This window comes from Streptomyces wedmorensis, from assembly GCF_000716445.1.
GTDB classification, from domain to species: Bacteria; Actinomycetota; Actinomycetes; order Streptomycetales; family Streptomycetaceae; genus Streptomyces; species Streptomyces wedmorensis.
In genome coordinates, this window is record NZ_JNWK01000049.1 from 43,717 (window position 1) to 60,608 (window position 16,892).

Genomic DNA, 16,892 nt, shown 5'->3' on the forward strand with positions numbered 1-16,892 from the left:
GGCGCTCTTCTGTGTCGGCGCCGGGCAATAGGATCAAGCGATCTACCACCATACGGACTCTCCCCCACCTATGGCAAATCGGACTACGTCACACTGGTCCGACCTGCGGCGACGCCGACGGCTCCGAGGGCGCCCCCGGCCCGTCCGCCGCCCGCATCGCGCCCAGCTGGGTGCCGGTGCCGGACGGCGGCGGATCGGTGGGGTTCGAGGTCGGTTCCGGGGTCGGCTCGGGCGTCGGGTCCGTCGGCTCGGGCGTCGGCTCCGGGGTCGGCTCGGACGGCTCCTGCGTCGGCGTGGGCCCGCCGCCGGGTCCGCCGCCGTTCGCGCCGCCGTTCCCGTTGTCACCGTTCCCGCCGCCGGCCGCGCCGCCCGGACCCTGCTGGCCGCCCGTCGGCTGCGGCTTCGGCGAACCGTCGGGGCCGCCCGGGCCCTCGACCGGCAGCACCGCGCCCGCGGAGGGCTTCGCCGTGATCGAGGGCGAACCGCTCGGCACCGGGGACTCCGTGCCCGCCCCGGCCGCCTGGGGCCCGGTCCCCCTGCCCGGCCGGCCGTTCCAGGTGCCGCCGCCGGCCGCGCCCCCGTCACCGCCGCCGGAGTCGGCCGTCACGCCCTGCTTCCCCCCGGACGCGCCGGGTGCCGGCTTCGCCCCTTCGTCACCGACACTCATACAGCCACTGAGACCGGCGCAGGCCGCGACGGCCAGCGCGGTGGCGGCCCATCTCACCGGGGTGGGCAAATGGCGCACAGGGGCACCTCCAGGACACATCGGGCAGGAACGGAACGCGTCACCCTGCCCAACTCCCTTTGCGCCACATGGGACACGCCCGGATGCCGCCGGGCCGGCTCAGCCGTAGCCCAGTGCGTGCAGCCGCTCGTCGTCGATGCCGAAGTGGTGGGCGATCTCGTGCACCACGGTGATCTCGGTCTCCGCGACCACGTCCTCGCGCGACTCGCACATCCGCAGCGTCGGCCCCCGGTAGATCGTGATCCGGTCCGGCAGCACCCCCGCGTACCACTCGCCCCGCTCGGTCAGCGGCGTCCCCTCGTACAGACCGAGCAGCTCCGGATCGTCCGGGGCGGGCTCGTCCTCCACGAACACGGCGACGTTGTCCATCAGCCGCGTCAGCTCCGGCGGAATCCGGTCCAGGGCCTCGGCGACAAGCTCCTCGAACTCCTCGCGCGTCATCTCCAGCACCCGCCCATTCTCCCCCTCGGGGAAACCGTTTTGGCGATAGCGCCCGCCATCCCATATGCTTCAGACGTCCCCGACGCGCTGAGAAGCGCGCAGGTGGGCCCTTAGCCCTCATCGTCTAGTGGCCCAGGACGCCGCCCTTTCAAGGCGGTAGCACGGGTTCGAATCCCGTTGGGGGTACGCATTACCGTGTGCGAGACTAGTGCTCGCACATAGCCAGGACCTGTGGAGCAGTTGGTTAGCTCGCCACCCTGTCAAGGTGGAGGTCGCGGGTTCAAGTCCCGTCAGGTTCGCGGAGACTGGAAACAGTCTCTCGGCTGGGTAGCTCAGTTGGTACGAGCGATCGCCTGAAAAGCGATAGGTCGCCGGTTCGACCCCGGCCCCAGCCACAAGGAGAAGGCCCCGTTCGAAAGAACGGGGCCTTCTGCGTTTCCCCGGGACCCGCGAACGGCACCGGCCGCGCCCCGGAAGCACCCGTACGGGGAAAGGGCAGGCGCCCCTCCCCCGTATCCGTCACGTCTCCTCGGGTTCCCGCGTCCGGTTCGCCCGCCTGCCCCGCACCGTGAGCGCGAGGGCGACGACGGCCACGACGGCCGTGAGCAGGGCCCAGTCCGGGATGGTGCGGCCCAGGGAGGCGACTCGGGCTTCCAGGGCGAAGGACTCGTCGACGGTGAGGAGGCCCGGCAGCGCCGTCGTCCCGTCGAAGGCGAGGAAGAGCGTGCCGAGGGCGATGAAGAAGAGGCCCGAGAGCAGCGAGGTGGAGTGGACCTGGAGGCGGCCGAGGCGGATCGGACGGCCGCGCAGCCAGCCGCGCCGGCCCAGGTCGTACCGCTCCCAGAGCAGCGCCAGGACGAACAGGGGGACAGCCATGCCCAGCGCGTACACCGCGAGGAGCAGTCCGCCGTAGGCCGGGCTGCCGCTGAGCGCCGCCACCGTCAGGACGCTGCCGAGGATCGGGCCGGCGCAGAAGCCCGCGAGGCCGTAGACCAGGCCGAGGGCGTAGACGGAGAGCGCGGAGGTGGGCCGGATGCGGCCGCTCGCCTCGGCGGCGCGGCGCGAGGTGAAGCCGAGGCCGAGGACCTGGAGGACGCCGAGCCCGATGATCAGCCAGCCGCCGGCGGCGACGAGGAGGTCCCGGTGGCCGTAGAAGAACCGGCCCGCGAGGGAGCCGGCCGCGCCGAGCGGGACGAGGGTGGTCGCCAGGCCCGCGTAGAGGATGCCGGTCCTGGCCACCAGCTTCGCGCGCGTGTCGATGGAGTACGCGAAGAAGGCGGGCAGGAGCAGGGCGCTGCAGGGGCTGAGGAGGGCGAGCAGGCCGCCGAGGAACGCGGCGAGGTATCCGATGCCGGACGTCACCGGCCGGCCTTCCTCGGGGCCGCCTTCGCGGCGGCCTCGATGGCCTCCGTGAAGGTCTCCAGGGGCTGGGCGCCGGCGATCGGCCGACCGTTGACCAGGGACGACGGGGTGGAGGTGGCGCCGAGCTCGTACCCCTGTTCCTGGTCCTTCCGTACGGCCTCCCGGGCGGCCTGGCTCTCGGTGTCCTTCGCGAACCGGGCCGCGTCGGGGACGCCGGCCTCCTGGGCGAGGGCGGCGAGCCGGTCCTTGCCGAAGCCCTTCTCCTTGGCGCCGTCGGCGTAGGCGGCCTTGTGGAACTCCCAGAACCTGCCCTGCTGCCCGGCCGCCCAGGAGGCGCGGGCGACGGCCTCCGATTCCTCGCCGAAGATCGGGAAGTTCCGCCACTCGATGCGCAGGGTGCCGTTCTCGACGTACTTCCGCACCAGGACGGGCTCGGTGTCCCGGGCGAACTTCCCGCAGTAGCCGCACTTGAAGTCGGCGTACTCGACGAGCACGACGGGCGCGTCGGCCCGGCCCAGGGCGAGCTTGTCGGCGGCGTCGCGGCGGGCGTACGCCTCCAGGTGGGGGTAGACGCCCGCGGACGGGTCGGCGGAGACGTCGGCGACGGACGAGGAGCCGGCGGCGCCGGGCGACGAGGGCTTGGTCGCGGTGTAGGAGACGACGCCGAGCAGCACGGCGGCGGCCGCCACCGCGGACACGATCAGGACCGGCCTGGACCTGGAGGCGGACGGGGACGAGGGCTTGGACGTGGGGTTGGACATGCGATCACGATAGATACGGCCCCCGCCGTCACCCCGCATACGGCCCCACATCGGGAGGGAACGAGGTGAACCCGGCACGGGTGGACGCGGACGGTGACGGATCGGCGACGGCCCCGCCGGACGGTCGTAAATCGGTTCGCCGCTTCTCGGCCGCAGGTGCGATCCTGGATCCCGTATGTCTACTTCCTTCGCCGCCCTCCAGTCCGTCCTGGCCGGGGTCTCGCTGCGGGACTCCCACCGGCTCGGCCGCCGTCTCGAAGGCGCCCGCCGCATCCGCAAGCCCGAGGCCCGCGCGGCCGTCCTGGACGAGATCGCCGCCGAGGCGGCCAAGGCCAAGGAGCGCGTCGACGGGCGCGCCTCCCGCGTGCCCGCGGTCACGTACCCCGAGCAGCTGCCCGTCTCACAGAAGAAGGACGAGATCCTGGAGGCGATACGCGACCACCAGGTCGTGATCGTCGCCGGTGAGACGGGTTCCGGAAAGACCACCCAGATCCCGAAGATCTGCCTGGAGCTCGGCCGGGGCGTCCGGGGCATGATCGGGCACACCCAGCCCCGCCGGATCGCGGCCCGCACGGTCGCGGAGCGCGTCGCCGAGGAGCTGAGGACCCCGCTGGGCGAGGCCGTCGGCTGGAAGGTCCGCTTCACGGACCAGGTGAACCCCGACGCGACCTTCGTGAAGCTGATGACGGACGGCATCCTGCTCGCCGAGATCCAGACGGACCGCGAGCTGCGCGCCTACGACACGATCATCATCGACGAGGCCCACGAGCGGTCCCTCAACATCGACTTCCTGCTCGGCTATCTGGCCCAGCTGCTGCCGAAGCGCCCCGACCTCAAGGTCGTGATCACCTCCGCGACCATCGACCCGGAGCGTTTCTCCCGCCACTTCGGCGACGCCCCGATCGTCGAGGTCAGCGGCCGTACGTACCCGGTCGAGGTCCGCTACCGGCCCCTCCTGGAGGAGGACTCCGAGGAGTCGGACCGGGACCAGATCACCGCGATCTGCGACGCCGTCGACGAGCTGCAGAAGGAGGGCCCGGGCGACGTCCTGGTCTTCCTCTCCGGCGAGCGCGAGATCCGCGACACCGCGGACGCGCTCACCAAGAGGAACCTCTTCAACACGGAGATCCTGCCGCTGTACGCCCGGCTCTCCCACGCCGAGCAGCACCGCGTCTTCCAGGCCCACTCCGGCCGCCGGATCGTCCTCGCGACGAACGTCGCCGAGACCTCGCTGACGGTCCCCGGCATCAAGTACGTGATCGACCCGGGCACCGCCCGCATCTCGCGCTACTCGCACCGCACGAAGGTCCAGCGCCTGCCGATCGAGCCGGTGAGCCAGGCCAGCGCCAACCAGCGCAAGGGCCGCTGCGGCCGTACGTCCGACGGCATCTGCATCCGGCTGTACTCGGAGGACGACTTCCTGACCCGTCCGGAGTTCACGGACGCCGAGATCCTCCGTACGAACCTGGCCTCCGTCATCCTCCAGATGACCGCCGCCGGCCTCGGCGACATCGAGAAGTTCCCCTTCATCGACCCGCCGGACCACCGCAACATCCGGGACGGCGTCCAGCTTCTCCAGGAGCTCGGCGCCATCGACCCGAACGAGAAGGACCCGAAGAAGCGGCTCACGCAGCAGGGCCGGAAGCTGTCGCAGCTGCCCGTGGACCCCCGGCTCGCCCGGATGGTCCTGGAGGCCGACAAGAACGGCTGTGTCCGCGAGGTCATGGTCATCGCGGCCGCGCTCTCCATCCAGGACCCGCGCGAGCGGCCGTCCGAGAAGCAGGCGCAGGCCGACCAGCAGCACGCCCGCTTCAAGGACGAGACGAGCGACTTCCTCGCCTTCCTCAACCTGTGGCGGTACGTCCGCGAGCAGCAGAGGGAGCGCGGCTCCAGCTCCTTCCGCCGGATGTGCAAGCAGGAGTACCTGAACTTCCTGCGCATCCGCGAGTGGCAGGACATCTACAGCCAGCTGCGCACGGTCGCCAAGCAGATGGGCATCCACCTCAACGAGGAGGACGCGCCCGAGCAGTCCGTCCACGTGTCCCTGCTCTCCGGCCTCCTCAGCCACATCGGCCTGAAGGACGTGAAGGAGTCCAAGGACGGCGCGAAGGACGGCTCCCGCCGCGAGGGCGGCCGGGGCGAGTACCTGGGCGCGCGGAACGCCAAGTTCGCGATCTTCCCCGGCTCCGCGCTCTTCAAGAAGCCCCCGCGGTTCGTGATGTCCGCCGAGCTGGTGGAGACCTCTCGGCTCTGGGCCCGGGTCAACGCCCGGATCGAGCCCGAGTGGATCGAGCCGCTCGCCGAGCACCTGGTGAAGAAGACGTACAGCGAGCCGCACTGGGAGAAGGACCAGGCGGCCGTGATGGCCTTCGAGAAGGTGACGCTGTACGGCGTCCCGATCGTCGCCGACCGCAAGGTGAACTACGGCCGGATCGACCCCGAGGTCTCCCGGGACCTGTTCATCCGGAACGCGCTCGTCGAGGGCGACTGGCGCACCCACCACAAGTTCTTCGCCGACAACCGCAAGCTCCTCACCGAGGTCGAGGAGCTCGAACACCGCGCCCGGCGCCGGGACATCCTCGTCGACGACGAGACGCTCTTCGACTTCTACGACAAGCGCGTCCCCGAACACGTCGTGTCCGGAGCCCACTTCGACTCCTGGTGGAAGCACAAGCGCCACGAGGAGCCGGAGTTCCTCGACTTCGAGCGCGAGATGCTCATCAACGAGAAGGCGGGTGCGGTCACCAAGGACGACTACCCGGACTCGTGGCGGCAGGGCCCGCTGAAGTTCCGGGTGACGTACCAGTTCGAGCCGGGCGCGGACGCGGACGGCGTGACCGTCCACGTGCCGCTCCAGGTGCTGAACCAGGTGACGGACGACGGCTTCGAGTGGCAGATCCCGGGCCTGCGCGCGGAGGTCGTCACGGAGCTGATCCGCTCCCTGCCGAAGCCGATCCGCCGCCACTACGTGCCCGCGCCGAACTTCGCGGGCCGCTTCCTCGACGCCGTCGTGCCCGTGCAGGAGCCGCTGACGGGCGCGCTCGCCCGCGAGCTCCAGCGGATGGTCGGCGTTCCGGTCACGCCGGAGGACTTCGACTGGGCGAAGGTCCCCGAGCACCTCAAGGTGACCTTCCGGATCGTCGACGAGCGGCGCCGGAAGCTCGCCGAGGACAAGGACCTGGAGACGCTGCGGCTGAAGCTGCGTCCGAAGGCCCGCAAGGCCCTCTCCCAGGCCGCCGCGGCGGCCACGGGCGGCCCGGACGGCTCCGGCCCCTCCCTGGAGCGCACGGGGCTCACGGACTGGACGATCGGCACGCTCACGAAGGTCTTCGAGGCCCGCCGGGCCGGCCAGCCGGTCAAGGCGTACCCGGCGCTGGTGGACGAGGGCGCGACCGTCGCCGTACGGCTCTTCGACTCGGAGGCCGAGCAGGCGCAGGCGATGTGGCGGGGCACCCGGAAGCTGATCATGCTGAACATCCCGGTGAACCCGGCGAAGTTCGCCTCGGACAAGCTCACCAACCAGCAGAAGCTGGCCCTGTCCGCGAACCCGCACGGCTCGATCCAGGCCCTCTTCGACGACTGCGCCACCGCCGCCGCCGACAAGCTGATCGCGGACCACGGCGGTCCGGCCTGGGACGAGGAGTCCTTCCGGAAGCTGTACGACAAGGTCCGCGCGGACCTGGTGGACACGACGGTGCGGACGGTGGGGCAGGTCCAGCAGATCCTGGCGGCCTGGCAGGCGTGCGAGCGTCGGCTGAAGGCGACGAACAGCCTGGCCCTGATCGACAACCTGACCGACGTGCGGGCGCAGCTGGCCTGGCTGGTGCCGGCCGGCTTCGTCACCCGTACGGGCCTCAAGCGGCTGCCCGACCTCATGCGCTATCTGGTGGCGGCGGACCGGCGGCTCCAGCAGATGCCGACCGGCGTCCAGCGGGACACCACCCGGATGGAGAAGGTCCGGGAGATGCAGGACGAGTACGCCTGGCTGCTCGAGCAGCTCCCCAAGGGCCGCCCGGTGCCGACCGAGGTCACGGACATCCGCTGGATGATCGAGGAGCTGCGGGTGAGCTACTTCGCGCACGCGCTGGGCACGGCGTACCCCATCTCGGACAAGCGGATCGTGAAGGCGATCGACGCGGCGGCGCCCTGACCGGCGCCGCCTCCGGGCCCTTCCGCGGACCCTGTCGGCGCTCGGTTCGACCAGACCGCTGACCTGCTGTACAGTCTTCCTCGCAGCCACTTCGCAGCGGCTGCGAGAACAAGGTCCTGTGGAGCAGTTGGTTAGCTCGCCACCCTGTCAAGGTGGAGGTCGCGGGTTCAAGTCCCGTCAGGATCGCTTTCACGAAGGCCCGCATCACACGATGTGGGCCTTCGTCGCGTTCCCGTGCCGAGCGGCGCGGTGCGGCGGGCTGTGCGCCCGCCTGACGGCCTCGTCGCGCCCGGCCGCCCTCCCGGACCCACCGGCCTCCCGGAGCGGCCGCCAGGAGGCTCTGCGGGCTCGCGATCCGGGCCGCCGGCCACGCGGGACGAAAGTCCCACCAACCCATGACCAACGGCGGGTTGGGGGCGATCCCGGAGGTGGCAGGCTGTTCCTTGGCAAGGCTTCACCAGTGTGACGGGTGTCACTGAACGAGTTTCAGAAACCACTTCACTTACACCCTCCCTACACCGGCCCGATTTAATATGTGCAATTGCACCACCCTTCGAGGAGTGGCGCCGGACACAAAAAGATCGCGCCGGACCCGGCGGAGTCCAGCGCGATCGTTGACGGAGACCTGTTGGGGCAGGAAGCCGTCGGCAGTACTAGGGGTGGGCGACCGGATTGGGGGACCCGGACGTGCCCGGTGTTACGGGGTGCTGCGGGGTGTTGAGCGAACCTCAGGCCTCGCTGCGCTGCTGCGGAATGCCCGCCAGCAGTGCGCGAACTTCGGCCTCGCGGTAACGGCGGTGCCCACCCAGGGTGCGGATGGACGTGAGCTTGCCCGCCTTGGCCCAACGGGTCACCGTCTTCGGGTCGACACGGAACATCGTGGCAACCTCGGCAGGGGTCAGCAGCGGCTCGGCATCAGGGGTGCGAGCGGTCATGAGCGGCCTCCTCGGGAGAACCGAACCAATCTCGGTTCTTTCCTCTAAATTCTGCACCTTGACCCGCCTTGCCCGAAATGGCAGAAGCGGGCCGAGTCGGTTATAGGACGAACGGCTTGTCCTCGGCACTACAACTACACCATCCGTCCAGCCACGTCGGCCAAACCGATGGAATTGCCCTCGCAGGTGTTCATCAGCGGCGGAAGTCGATGGACCATGCCATAACGGACAGTCACACCACTGTGACGATCAGTCACAGGGTGATCAGGAGTCCTCAGACCCCCCATAGAGTGCAATGCTGAGCGATCCGCCCTTACTTGGGCGGAAGGAACCCTCCCCGGACTCCTTGTCCTATTTTGGCACGAGGGTGGGTGATGGGCGCAAGGGTGCGGTAAGTGCTGTCCGTCACGCTTGAGTCAAAGGCCCGGATCGGGACCAACGTCCCCACCCCACGAGTGCCGAAGGACCCGGAGACCGGCCGAAAAAGACACCGGAGCCCCGGAATCCGGAAAGCGTTGAAGATCATTTACACCGGCCGGACATGTCTTGTCGATACCGACCTGACGAAGATGCCCGACTGATGTCAGTTCGCGAACCGCAGGTCCCTGACCGCCCGCCACCGCTCCGCCAGCCGCCCGTACACCTCGCTCGCCGCCTCGCCGTCCCCCGCCCGCAGCGCGGCGATCCCCTCCGCCAGCTGCGCCGCCGACCGCTCCTCCGCCAGCCACTCCGCCGTCACCGCGTGCACGAGACCGCCGAAGTCCAGCTCCACCAGCGCCCGGGGATGGAACTCCTCCAGCCAGCGCCCCACGTCGACCAGACCCTCCGTCATCGGCCCCTCGTCGATGGAGTCCCGCAGCGCCCGCAGCGCCCGCGCCAGCCGGCGACGGGCCTGCGCCATCGTCGTCCGGTAGCGCAGCACCGGCGCCCGGCCCGTCGCCGCGTCCCCCGGCTCGTAACACCGCTCCTCGTCCCCGAAGAGCGCGAACCACCGCAGCGGCACCTGCCACAGCCCCGTACGGATCCACGGCCGCGCGTCCGGGTTCCGGCTCAGCCACCGCTCGAAGTCGTCGGCCACCTGCCCCCGCACCACCGGCGGCAGCATCGCGTCGAGGACCGCCGCCGGATACCCCTCGGCCACCAGCTCCCGGATCGCCAGCCACCCCCGCAGCCGGGTCCGCCACGGGCAGATCACCACCACCCCGCCCACCTGTGCGACGAAGGCCTCGCCGCTCTCGTGGACCGGCACCGGCACCGGGGGCGTCGGCAGCAGGTCGGCGAGCGACCGCCGCAGCTCCTCCTGCGCCCCCGGGGTGCCCGGCCGCCGGACGTACCGGGCCCAGTGGCTCCGCTCCGGCTCGGGAAACGCGGCCAGGGGCTCGTACACCCGCAGGTAGGAGGCGTACGGAACGGGGACCGTGGAGGCGACCGACATGTCGTGAATCCTTCCACGGACGTACTCCGGGAGGGGGTGATCCTGAGCACTGCGGCCGATCTACGCCCAGGTAGGACTTACTCTCTTGCCGAACTGGTCCTCCCCCACCCACAGGGAGGGCCGCAACCGCCGCTTCGTACTTGGGAGTCACCACCGTGACCGATGTGACCGGCGTTCCTGTCGACGTACTGAACACTCTGTTCCACTCGGAGCAGGGTGGCCACGAGCAAGTCGTCCTCTGTCAGGACCGCGCATCCGGCCTCAAGGCCGTCATCGCCCTCCACTCCACCGCCCTGGGCCCCGCCCTCGGCGGCACCCGCTTCTACCCGTACGCCACCGAGGCCGAGGCGATCGCGGACGCGCTCAACCTCTCCCGCGGCATGTCGTACAAGAACGCCATGGCCGGTCTCGACCACGGCGGCGGCAAGGCCGTCATCATCGGCGACCCGGAGAAGATCAAGACCGAGGAGCTGCTGCTCGCCTACGGGCGCATGGTGGCCTCCCTCGCCGGCCGGTACGTCACGGCCTGCGACGTCGGCACCTACGTCGTCGACATGGACGTCGTCGCCCGCGAGAACAAGTGGACCACCGGCCGCTCCCCCGAGAACGGCGGCGCCGGCGACTCCTCCGTCCTCACCGCCTTCGGCGTCTTCCAGGGCATGCGCGCCTCCGCGCAGACCCTGTGGGGCGACCCGACCCTCCGCGGCCGCAAGGTCGGCGTCGCGGGCGTCGGCAAGGTCGGCCACTACCTCGTCGAGCACCTCCTCGAGGACGGCGCCGAGGTCGTCATCACCGACGTGCGCGAGGAGTCGGTGCGCCGGATCACCGACAAGCACCCGCAGGTCACCGTCGTCGCCGACACCGACGAGCTGATCCGCGTCGAGGGCCTCGACATCTACGCGCCCTGCGCGCTGGGCGGCGCCCTGAACGGCGACACCGTCCCGTTCCTCACCGCGAGCATCGTCTGCGGCGCGGCCAACAACCAGCTCGCCCACCCCGGCATCGAGAAGGACCTCGTGGAGCGCGGGATCCTCTACGCGCCCGACTACGTGGTCAACGCCGGCGGCGTGATCCAGGTGGCCGACGAGCTGCACGGCTTCGACTTCGACCGCTGCAAGGCGAAGGCCACGAAGATCTTCGACACCACCCTGGAGATCTTCGCACGTGCGAAGGCCGACGGCATTCCGCCGGCCGCGGCGTCCGACCGGATCGCCGAGCAGCGCATGGCGGAGGCCCGCCGCGGCTGAGCCGTGACCGTGCCGCGCACCGCGCCGCACCCGGGGCCGGCCCGTCGCCGGGGAGACTTCACTCACTCCCCTCGGCGGGTCGGCCCTCCAGAAGAGGTTAAAATCGCGATTGACCAGCGAGGAAAGGGCACCTCGAAGGTTCTGTACCGGGGTATGTGATGCGCGCGGCGTACCGTAGACCCGCGGAAACAGGTACCGTTGAAGCCCTACGGACCGGTCTCTCTGTCGAGAGTCCGTTCCGAATCATGAACGCGTGTCAAGACTCTGGGGCCACCGAGCCCCGTCACCGAGGGGGTCGAGCCATGGGGCGCGGCCGGGCAAAGGCCAAGCAGACCAAGGTCGCCCGCCAGCTGAAGTACAGCAGCGGCGGGACGGACCTGACGCGTCTGGCCAATGAGCTGGGCGCATCGACTTCGAGCCAGCCGCCGAATGGCGAGCCGTTCGAGGACGACGACGAGGAAGACGACCCGTACGCCCAGTACGCGGATCTCTACAACACGGACGACGAGGACGAGGACGACGAGTCCGGTCCTGCTGCGTCGCGTCGCGCTTGACCTTCTGAATCACCGAAACCCGGTCCGGGACTACACCCGGCCGGGTTTCCGTGCTGTCCGCGTCCGTGCCGCCCCGTGAGCCGCCCCGGACAACGCGTACGGGGCGCCCCTCAGGAGCGCCCCGTCACGTCATGCCCTGTGCCCGTCCTACTTCGCGTAGTCCCCGACCAGCTCGGCGCCCGTGGCGTGGTCCCCGCGCTCGGTGATCTCACCCGCGACCCACGACTCGACCCCGCGGTCCGCGAGCGTCGTCAGCGCCGCGTCCACGGACTCGGCCGGCACGACGGCCATCATGCCGACGCCCATGTTCAGGGTCTTCTCGAGCTCCAGCCGCTCCACCTGGCCGGCCTTGCCGACCAGGTCGAAGATCGCACCCGGGGTCCAGGTCGAACGGTCCACCGTGGCGTGCAGACCGTCCGGGATCACCCGGGCCAGGTTGGCGGCGAGGCCGCCGCCCGTGATGTGGCTGTACGCGTGGACGTCCGTGGTCCTGGTGAGGGCCAGGCAGTCCAGCGAGTAGATCTTCGTCGGCTCCAGGAGCTCCTCGCCGAGCGTCCGGCCGAGCTCCTCGACCTGCTGGTCGAGGGTCATGCCGGCGCGGTCGAAGACCACGTGCCGGACGAGCGAGTACCCGTTGGAGTGAAGACCCGACGAGGCCATGGCGATGACCGCGTCACCCGAACGGATCCGGTCGGCGCCGAGCAGCCGGTCGTACTCCACGACACCCGTGCCGGCGCCGGCCACGTCGAAGTCGTCCGGACCGAGGAGGCCCGGGTGCTCCGCCGTCTCGCCGCCGACCAGGGCGCAGCCGGCCAGGACACAGCCCTCGGCGATGCCCTTGACGATGGCGGCGACCCGCTCCGGGTGGACCTTGCCCACACAGATGTAGTCGGTCATGAAGAGCGGCTCGGCGCCGCAGACGACGATGTCGTCCATGACCATGGCGACCAGGTCGTGGCCGATCGTGTCGTACACGCCCATCTGACGGGCGATGTCGACCTTCGTGCCGACGCCGTCGGTCGCCGAGGCGAGCAGCGGACGCTCGTAGCGCTTGAGGGCGGAGGCGTCGAAGAGGCCGGCGAAACCGCCGAGGCCGCCGAGGACCTCGGGGCGCTGCGTCTTCTTCACCCACTCCTTCATGAGCTCGACGGCGCGGTCGCCCGCTTCGATGTCGACGCCGGCTGAGGCGTAGCTGGCACCGGTGGTCTGAGACATGGCTTCAGAGCTTTCGTGTCGTCGTGCTGCTCGTGCTGCGGATTGCAGCGGGGTCTTACGGGCGGCGGAGCGCGTCGGAGGCCGCGGTGGCTGCCGGACCGGCGGCCAGCTCGGTCTCCAGGAGCTGCTTGCCGAGCAGCTCGGGATCCGGAAGCTCCATCGGGTACTCGCCGTCGAAGCAGGCACGGCAGAGGTTGGGCTTCTGGATCGTGGTCGCCTCGATCATCCCGTCGATGGAGATGTACGAGAGCGAGTCCGCGCCCAGCGACTTGCCGATCTCGTCGATCGACATGCCGTTGGCGATCAGCTCCGCGCGGGTCGCGAAGTCGATGCCGAAGAAGCAGGGCCACTTCACCGGCGGCGAGGAGATCCGGATGTGGATCTCGGCCGCGCCGGCCTCGCGGAGCATCTTGACCAGGGCGCGCTGGGTGTTGCCGCGGACGATCGAGTCGTCGACGACCACCAGGCGCTTGCCCTTGATGACGTCCTTGAGGGGGTTCAGCTTCAGCCGGATGCCGAGCTGGCGGATGGTCTGCGAGGGCTGGATGAAGGTGCGCCCGACGTAGGCGTTCTTCACCAGGCCGGCACCGAAGGGGATGCCCGAGGCCTCGGCGTAGCCGATCGCGGCCGGGGTGCCGGACTCCGGCGTCGCTATCACCAGGTCGGCCTCGACCGGCGCCTCCTTGGCGAGGCGGCGGCCCATCTCCACACGGGAGAGGTAGACGTTCCGGCCGGCGATGTCCGTGTCCGGGCGGGCCAGGTACACGTACTCGAAGACACAGCCCTTGGGCTTCGCTTCCGCGAATCGCGAGGTGCGGATGCCGTTCTCGTCGATCGCGACCATCTCGCCCGGCTCGACCTCGCGGACGTACGTGGCGCCGCAGATGTCGAGGGCGGCGGACTCGGAGGCCACCACCCAGCCGCGCTCCAGACGTCCGAGGACCAGCGGGCGGATGCCCTGCGGGTCACGGGCCGCGTAGAGCGTGTGCTCGTCCATGAAGACGAGGGAGAAGGCACCCCGGACATCGGGGAGGATCTTCGCGGCGGCCTGCTCGATGGTGAGCGGTTCGCCGTTCTCGTCGACCTGGGCGGCGAGGAGCGCCGTGAGGAGGTCGGTGTCGTTGGTGGCCGCCACACGGGTGGAGCGGCCTTCCTTCTTGGGCAGGTCCGCGACCATCTCGGCGAGCTGCGCCGTGTTCACCAGGTTGCCGTTGTGGCCGAGCGCGATCGAGCCGTGGGCGGTTGCCCGGAACGTCGGCTGCGCGTTCTCCCACACGGACGCCCCGGTGGTCGAGTAGCGGGCGTGACCGACCGCGATATGACCTTGGAGGGAACCGAGAGAGGTCTCGTCGAAGACCTGGGACACGAGGCCCATGTCCTTGAAGACGAGGATCTGGGAGCCGTTGCTGACCGCGATTCCCGCGGATTCCTGGCCCCGATGCTGGAGGGCGTAGAGCCCGAAGTACGTGAGCTTTGCGACCTCTTCACCCGGAGCCCAGACACCGAAGACGCCACAAGCGTCCTGGGGGCCTTTCTCTCCGGGGAGCAGGTCGTGATTGAGTCGACCGTCACCACGTGGCACGTTTCCGAGTGTAGACGGGCTCGACCACTGGTCCGAATTGAGGAAAACCGGGCCCCCCTCCACTCGTGCGATCACACGAAATGATCGTTTCCGGCTTGGAGGGGCCTACGAGTCAGGCGCGCGAAGGGATTCCGGCCCCCGAAGCGCCCGCGAGCGGACGCTCGTACCAGGCCCGGAGTCCGCTCGCGATGTGACGGAGTTCGCACCGGCGCCCGCTCAGCGGGTGGTCGCCGTCGCCGTGAGGCCCTCGCCGGAGGCGTCGGTCAGCGTCAGGGTTCGGTGGTTCAGCCGATAGGCGAGCGGGCCGTCGAGGAGCTCGTACAGCTTCGTCTCCAGCGCCATCTGCGGGCTCGTGCACATCATCCGGGTGGTCGCCGCCGGGCCCTCGACCGTCAGCGTCCGCGCCTGCTCGTCGACGCGGGCCGTCGCGGAGAAACCGTTGCAGCCGAGATTGCCGGTGACCCGCCCGTCCGCGCCGATGAGCAGCCGCGCCTTGCCCTCGCTGCCGGCGGGCAGCGAGGCCGCGCTCTGCCCCGACACCAGCCCCTCGACCTTCCAGGTGGTGCCGCGCAGCGGAACGGCCCGCTCGGCGGTCAGCTCCAGACCGTTCCGGCCGTCCGTCGACGCCAGCCGCAGGGCGTCGCCCTTCAGCGTCCCCTTGAGCGCGCCGGAGAAGGCCTTCAGCAGCTCCGTCTCGAACCGCTGGGCGTCGGCGGGACAGCCGATCTCGGTCACCTCGGCCGGCGCGACGGTCAGGGTGTCGCCCTTCACCGTCACGGCGGCCCCGAACGTGTTGCAGCCGCTGTTCCCCCGGGCACGGCCGCCCTCCTCGAAGTCGACGCGCGCGCCGTCGGGAGCGGCCGACCTGCGCCCGTCGACCGTCACGGCCTCCACCGTCCAGTGCGTCCCCGCCACCGGCAGGTCCGGCTGGACGCCGCCCGCACCGGAACCGGCACCCCCACCCCCCTCCGTACCGCAGGCGGTGAGCAGCAGGATCGGGACCAGAACGGCGACTGCGCGTGGCTTCGGCATGCCGGTGAGACGGAACGACCCGCCGTACGGTTCCGGGGCCGACGGCAATCGCCGAACGGCCTGCTCGGCAGGACACCCCCCAGGTCCTGTCCGGAAAGTAGAGCCAGGCGGGACTTTCCGGACAGGGCCTAGCCCATGAGCGGCAGCAGGTCCTTCAGGTCGGCCCGTTCGCCGCTCGCGCTGACGTGGGCCTCGTCCAGCTCCGTCGCCCAGTCCGTCCGGCCGGTGGCGAGCCTGATCCAGGTCAGCGGATCCGTCTCGACCACGTTGGGCGGGGTGCCCCGGGTGTGCCGGGGGCCCTCCACGCACTGCACCACCGCGTACGGCGGGACCCTGACCTCCACCGCACCGCCCGGCGCCCGCACCGCGAGCGTGTCCGCCAGGAGCCGGGTGCAGGCGGCCAGGGCCTGGCGGTCGTACGGGATGCCCGCACCGGTCGCCGCGTTCAGGTCGTCGGTGTGGACGACGAGTTCGACGGTCCGGGTGACCAGGAAGTCCCCGAGCGTCATGGCGCCGAAGCTCAGCCGCAGGAGCCGCTCGTCCCCCGCCCCGGCGACCGCCGCCTCGTACTCCTCCGCCACGCGCGCGTACAGCCCCACCGGATCCGACGCGTCGATCCCCCGGGTGTGCTCGTCGATCCGCTCCGCCGCCGTCGCCGTCATCGACGACCAGTCCAGCAGGGCCAGGTCCTTCACGGCCGGCGCGGGCGCGGCGAGCAGCTGCGGGACGGAGTCAACCATCCACGCCAGGTGCGCCACCAGCTCCCGTACCGTCCACTCCCCCAGCCGCGTCGGTCCGTCGAGCTGCTCGGGCGAGAGCGCGGCCACCGCCTCCCGTACGTTCCCGAACTGGGCCGACACGGCGGCCCGGATCTTCGCGGAGTCGTAACTGCGGGTGCGCTTCTTGGCGGGTGGCATGGGCAGAGGCTAGCCCCGAGACTGAAGAAGAGGGGGGCAGGCCCTTCGCGAAAGGCAGTGACGGGACCATGACCCATCACGAGCATCCCGACGCCGCCCTGGTGCGCCAGGGCTACGCAGCGTTCGAAAAGGGTGACATGAAGGCACTGGGCGACCTTCTGACCAGCGACTGCACCCACCACTCGCCCGGCAGCACCCGGTTCGGCGGGCACTTCAAGGGCCGGGACAACGTCCTCGCGCACTACGGGGACATCTTCGAGTACACCGGCGGCACCATGCGCATCGAGCTCGACGGCGTCTTCGTCGACGGGCGGGGGCATGTGCTCACGACCCACAAGTGGCACGCCGACCACGGCGACCGGGGGCTCTCGATGCGAGGCGGCCTCTTCTTCACCCTCATCGGGGGGAAGGCCTCCGACATCGACGAGTGCGTCGAGGACATCGAGGAGGCGGACGCTTTCCTCTCCCTGGACGACTGACGGAACGGAGCCCCCGCCCTTACCGGGCGGGGGCTCC

General features: G+C 70.4%; 14 protein-coding genes and 4 tRNA genes. 8 read left to right on the forward strand and 10 right to left on the reverse strand.

Annotation, left to right across the window (positions count from 1 at the left end):
• Positions 1 to 88: 88 nt before the first annotated feature.
• Both OO54_RS30855 and OO54_RS30860 read right to left on the reverse strand, forming a co-directional pair.
• On the reverse strand, positions 89 to 667 hold the full coding sequence (locus OO54_RS30855; protein WP_157856537.1) for a hypothetical protein: 579 nt from the start codon (positions 665 to 667) through the stop codon (positions 89 to 91).
• Positions 668 to 844: 177 nt separating this feature from the next.
• On the reverse strand, positions 845 to 1,195 hold the full coding sequence (locus OO54_RS30860) for a metallopeptidase family protein (RefSeq protein ID WP_033208941.1): 351 nt from the start codon (positions 1,193 to 1,195) through the stop codon (positions 845 to 847).
• 104 nt (positions 1,196 to 1,299) lie between these two features.
• Here OO54_RS30860 and OO54_RS30865 point away from each other — a divergent pair.
• The 3 genes from OO54_RS30865 to OO54_RS30875 all read left to right on the forward strand — a co-directional run bounded on the left by OO54_RS30865 (position 1,300) and on the right by OO54_RS30875 (position 1,581).
• Positions 1,300 to 1,372 (forward strand) — tRNA-Glu (locus OO54_RS30865).
• Between the two features lie 39 nt (positions 1,373 to 1,411).
• Positions 1,412 to 1,485, forward strand: a tRNA-Asp gene (locus OO54_RS30870).
• A 22-nt stretch (positions 1,486 to 1,507) separates the two neighbouring features.
• Positions 1,508 to 1,581 (forward strand) — tRNA-Phe (locus OO54_RS30875).
• A gap of 124 nt (positions 1,582 to 1,705) precedes the next feature.
• On the opposite strand, the gene OO54_RS30880 is transcribed toward OO54_RS30875, so the two are convergent.
• Positions 1,706 to 2,548 (reverse strand): cytochrome c biogenesis CcdA family protein, encoded by an 843-nt coding sequence (locus OO54_RS30880; protein ID WP_033208943.1) that lies wholly within the window; start codon positions 2,546 to 2,548, stop codon positions 1,706 to 1,708.
• Positions 2,545 to 3,309, reverse strand: coding sequence for a DsbA family protein (locus OO54_RS30885; RefSeq protein ID WP_033208945.1), 765 nt, complete (start codon positions 3,307 to 3,309; stop codon positions 2,545 to 2,547). The genes OO54_RS30880 and OO54_RS30885 overlap by 4 nt, the downstream gene beginning before the upstream one ends.
• 175 nt (positions 3,310 to 3,484) lie before the next feature.
• Here OO54_RS30885 and hrpA point away from each other — a divergent pair, with 175 nt between their 5' ends.
• Together hrpA and OO54_RS30895 are read left to right on the forward strand one after the other, a co-directional pair.
• Positions 3,485 to 7,459, forward strand: a complete 3,975-nt coding sequence (gene hrpA / locus OO54_RS30890) for an ATP-dependent RNA helicase HrpA (RefSeq protein ID WP_033208946.1) — start codon at positions 3,485 to 3,487, stop codon at positions 7,457 to 7,459.
• Positions 7,460 to 7,571: 112 nt separating this feature from the next.
• Positions 7,572 to 7,645 (forward strand) — tRNA-Asp (locus tag OO54_RS30895).
• Between the two features lie 542 nt (positions 7,646 to 8,187).
• Here the strand turns inward: OO54_RS30895 and bldC are convergent.
• Together bldC and OO54_RS30905 are read right to left on the reverse strand one after the other, a co-directional pair.
• Positions 8,188 to 8,394, reverse strand: a complete 207-nt coding sequence (gene bldC / locus OO54_RS30900; protein ID WP_003949541.1) for a developmental transcriptional regulator BldC — start codon at positions 8,392 to 8,394, stop codon at positions 8,188 to 8,190.
• Between the two features lie 583 nt (positions 8,395 to 8,977).
• On the reverse strand, positions 8,978 to 9,829 hold the full coding sequence (locus OO54_RS30905; protein ID WP_017240574.1) for a DUF8083 family protein: 852 nt from the start codon (positions 9,827 to 9,829) through the stop codon (positions 8,978 to 8,980).
• Between the two features lie 155 nt (positions 9,830 to 9,984).
• Between OO54_RS30905 and OO54_RS30910 the strand changes: the two genes are divergently transcribed.
• A complete protein-coding gene (locus OO54_RS30910; RefSeq protein ID WP_033208999.1) occupies positions 9,985 to 11,076 on the forward strand; it encodes a Leu/Phe/Val dehydrogenase in 1,092 nt (363 codons plus the stop codon).
• A gap of 302 nt (positions 11,077 to 11,378) precedes the next feature.
• Complete coding sequence (locus OO54_RS30915; protein ID WP_017240572.1) at positions 11,379 to 11,630, forward strand: DUF3073 domain-containing protein; 252 nt, start codon at positions 11,379 to 11,381, stop codon at positions 11,628 to 11,630.
• Positions 11,631 to 11,777: 147 nt separating this feature from the next.
• Here OO54_RS30915 and purM read toward each other — a convergent pair whose 3' ends face one another.
• From purM to OO54_RS30935, 4 genes are all read right to left on the reverse strand, one after another.
• The gene (purM, locus tag OO54_RS30920) at positions 11,778 to 12,845 is read right to left on the reverse strand and encodes a phosphoribosylformylglycinamidine cyclo-ligase (protein WP_033208949.1); all 1,068 of its coding nucleotides are present in this window, start codon (positions 12,843 to 12,845) and stop codon (positions 11,778 to 11,780) included.
• 55 nt (positions 12,846 to 12,900) lie between these two features.
• Positions 12,901 to 14,427 (reverse strand): amidophosphoribosyltransferase, encoded by a 1,527-nt coding sequence (gene purF, locus OO54_RS30925; RefSeq protein WP_033208950.1) that lies wholly within the window; start codon positions 14,425 to 14,427, stop codon positions 12,901 to 12,903.
• A 216-nt stretch (positions 14,428 to 14,643) separates the two neighbouring features.
• A complete protein-coding gene (locus tag OO54_RS30930; protein WP_033209000.1) occupies positions 14,644 to 15,459 on the reverse strand; it encodes an META domain-containing protein in 816 nt (271 codons plus the stop codon).
• A 128-nt stretch (positions 15,460 to 15,587) separates the two neighbouring features.
• A complete protein-coding gene (locus OO54_RS30935; RefSeq protein ID WP_017240568.1) occupies positions 15,588 to 16,376 on the reverse strand; it encodes a maleylpyruvate isomerase family mycothiol-dependent enzyme in 789 nt (262 codons plus the stop codon).
• 68 nt (positions 16,377 to 16,444) lie between these two features.
• On the opposite strand from OO54_RS30935, the gene OO54_RS30940 reads away from it, so the two are divergent.
• Positions 16,445 to 16,855, forward strand: coding sequence for a nuclear transport factor 2 family protein (locus tag OO54_RS30940; RefSeq protein WP_033208951.1), 411 nt, complete (start codon positions 16,445 to 16,447; stop codon positions 16,853 to 16,855).
• Positions 16,856 to 16,892 lie beyond the last annotated feature (37 nt).